General features: G+C 70.8%; 3 protein-coding genes. 2 read left to right on the plus strand and 1 reads right to left on the minus strand.

All coding sequences use genetic code 11. The features are described from left to right. The first annotated feature begins 242 nt into the window (after positions 1-242). Both ADK52_RS06630 and ADK52_RS44935 read left to right on the plus strand, forming a co-directional pair. Entirely contained in the window at positions 243-977 is a 735-nt protein-coding gene (locus ADK52_RS06630; RefSeq protein WP_053688836.1) for a GbsR/MarR family transcriptional regulator, read from the plus strand. Between the two features lie 268 nt (positions 978-1,245). Then, a complete protein-coding gene (locus ADK52_RS44935; RefSeq protein ID WP_420714810.1) occupies positions 1,246-2,277 on the plus strand; it encodes a DUF4157 domain-containing protein in 1,032 nt (343 codons plus the stop codon). 48 nt (positions 2,278-2,325) lie between these two features. Here the strand turns inward: ADK52_RS44935 and ADK52_RS06640 are convergent, their stop codons facing one another. Continuing rightward, a complete protein-coding gene (locus ADK52_RS06640; protein WP_053688837.1) occupies positions 2,326-3,135 on the minus strand; it encodes an alpha/beta hydrolase in 810 nt (269 codons plus the stop codon). Between the last annotated feature and the right edge of the window lie 84 nt (positions 3,136-3,219).

Here is a 3,219-nt window from a genome sequence, read left to right on the forward strand (position 1 = left end):
GAACTTCTGCATGACAGGCTCCTGTTGGACTCACTCGATGTTTCCGATGAGGGAAAAGCTACGTAGCGTTCAAGAATCACGCAACGCCTTCGTTGCGCAGAAATACAATGACAGCAGGTCAGAGTCCCAATATCGTTGCAACCGCACTGGTTTTAACGCAACGTCAGCTCCTCTTCTCGTTGCATTGGATGGAGAGTGAACGCTATGCTGGCGAAGTCAGGGACACGTGGAAGGAGATCGCGATGCCGGGAGGCAGGCTCACCCAGCAGGAACGCCAGCAGATCGCGCTGGGGGTGGCCGACGGGCTCGCCTACGCGGAGATCGCCAGACGTCTCGACCGCCCCACCTCGACCGTCACCCGCGAGGTCATGCGCAACGGCGGCCCCACCGCCTACCGCGCCGACCTGGCCCACCGCGCCACCGAACGCCGCACCCACCGGCGCAGAAGGGCCGCGCCCCCGGGGTCGGGAGGGACGGCCCACGCCCACGGTCGCGATGCCGAGGCGGTGCGCGAGTACGAGGAGGTGTTCGCCACCGTGTTCATGCAATCGGGCCTCCCCAAGATGACGGCCCGAGTGCTGGCCGGCCTCTACACCACCGACGCCGGCAGCCTCACCGCCTCCGAGCTCGCCGCGAGCCTCCAGGTCAGCCCGGCGTCCATCTCCAAGGCGATCACGTTCCTCGAAAGCCAGGGCCTCATCCGCCGGGAACGCGACGAACGCCGCCGCGAGCGCTACGTCGTCGACGACGACGTCATGTACCAGTCGACGATGGCCAGCGCCCGCGCCACCGCCCACCTCGGCGAGATCGCGCGCCAGGGCGTCGCCGTCCTCGGGCCCGACTCCCCCGCGGCCGCCCGCCTGGAGAACATCGCCCGCTTCATCGACTTCGTCTCCGAGAGCATCGCCCGCGCAGCGGACCAGGCCCGCGAGGTCCTCCACACGAAACCCGAATCGTCCCCGGACAGCACCGCCTGAGCCGCGTTCAGGGCGAAGGCCTGCGGAGGGGGGTCAGTTTCCCGTTCCCGTGAGGACACCACGGTCTGCCCCTGCGTACCTGTTCCCGGCGGGAGGTCTCGTACAGGGTGGGCCCATGCGCGCTCCCGACCGAGACCGAGACCGAGACAAGAACGCCGACACCGGGCAAGGCGGCCGTATCCAGAACCGGGGCCCCGCCCCGGCCGCCGGCGGGACTCCGCCGCACTCGTTGCACCGGTTGCAGGCCGCCGCGGGAAACGCCGCCGTCGTGCAGTTCCTCCGCCGGTCCGGACGCTCCGGGGAGCAGGAAGAGCACCGGCACGGCGCCGGCTGCGGCCACGGGACCGAACAGCCGCAGGTCCAGCGCTCCGCGGTCCACGACGTCCTGCGCGAAGGCGGCCGCCCGCTGGACGACGCCACCCGTACGGACATGGAAGCGCGGCTCGGCGCCGACTTCTCCGACGTACGCATCCACACCGGCGGAGCCGCGAAGGCCTCCGCGGCCGATCTGGGCGCCCGCGCCTACACCTCGGGCAGCCACGTGGTCATCGGGGAGGGCGGCGCGGACCGGCACACGCTCGCCCACGAACTGACCCACGTCATCCAGCAGCGCAAGGGGCCGGTGGCCGGTACGGACCACGGCAACGGCCTGCGGGTCAGCGATCCGTCCGACCGGTTCGAGCGCGAGGCCGAGGCGAACGCCACCCGCGCGCTGTCCGGGAGCGTGCCCGTGAGCCGTGCGGTGCAGCGGGCCGGAGCAGGGACGGGCCCGGCCGGGGAGGCTCGTACCGACGGCGTGCCGCAGGTGCAGCGGATGGAGGCGATCAGGAAGCAGTTCAGCGCGGCGGCGAGCATCTTCGGACTGCGCCGCGACGAGGTCTCCCCCGGCGCTCCGCGCCAGACGGCCGCGAAGCACATCCGGGACCAGCTCAAGGAACGCGGCCTGGAGGGCGAGGACACCGTGGGCGCCCGTGTCGCCGACGCCATCGACGGGATCAAGACGGTGGCGGGCGAACACGGGGCCCGGGACATCCACAGCGTGTTCACGCGGGCCGAGCTGACGGAGCTGTACGCCATCCCCAGCAACGACCCGCGCGCCGACCAGGCACACGCGCGGATCGCCGCGATCGAGTACGCGTACTGGTCGGCCCAGCACGCGGCGAGGCCCACCAGGGGCACACAGATCGCGGTCGGCGTGGACGTACAGACCCGCGTCGGACTGCAGAAGACCGTCGGCGGCACCACCGCGTACATGCGCCAGTTCCAGAAGGCCTTCCGCGAGGACATGGAGAACGGGTAGCGGGGCCGGCCTGCGGGGAAGGTCGCCCGGCGGAAGGATCCAGAGGTTTCAGTGGCCCCCGCGTTCGAGGGCGGCGACCTCGCGTACGGAATCGGCGATGGCCCGGAAGTCCTTCTTCAGGATGGCGCCGTGGTTGCTGGCGACCTTCGCGCCGAGCCGGATGTTCGGATTGCGCTCGAATACCGGGTCAAGGCCCGCACGGATCTTCTCCTGCTCATCGCCCTTGCTCCCGAAGGAGGTTCCCGAGGCGAGGACGTACCGCACCGGAACGCTGATGCCGTCCAGCACGGGGCCCAGTTCGCGCTCGCGGGAGAGCTTGCCGAGTTCGATGTTGCTCTCCGCCTGCTCCGCGGCGGACATCCGCGGAGTCAGGCCCGTCGGGCGCAGCAGCGGCGTGAGCCAGCCGATCCGCCGGAACAGCTTGCGGATCCGCTGCTCCATGGCGTCGTCGAGCCAGTCGTACGGGGCCGCGCCGTCGACCAGGACCGCGCCGATGGCACGGTCCGGGTTCCGGGCGGCCCAGTGCGCCCCGACGACCGCCCCGTAGGACCAGCCCACCACCAGCGCGCGGTCGACGCCCCTGGCCGCGAGGACGGCGTCGACGTCCCGGACGGCCGCCTCGAAGGAGTAGTCCGCGGAGAGCTTCGACTTCTTGCCGCGAGCCCGCTCGTCGTAGGTGATGTGCCGCCAGCCCGTGCCCAGTTCGTCGATGACCCGCCGCCAGTACCCCTGGGTGGCGAACTGGCCGTTGAGGTAGACCACGGGGATGCCGGGGCCGCCGGTGTCGGTGACGGCCAGGGCCGTGTCGTCGATCGGCACCATGCCGGTCCATGTGGAGGTCGAGGTCGCGTTGGTCATGGCTGTGCTCCTTCGGGGGTGTTCGGGGGTGTTCGGGGTTCAGAGGCTGCGGGCGGTGATGTCGCCGTAGGCGGTGGTCGCCCG

Source organism: Streptomyces sp. WM6372, assembly GCF_001279655.1.
GTDB lineage: Bacteria > Actinomycetota > Actinomycetes > Streptomycetales > Streptomycetaceae > Streptomyces.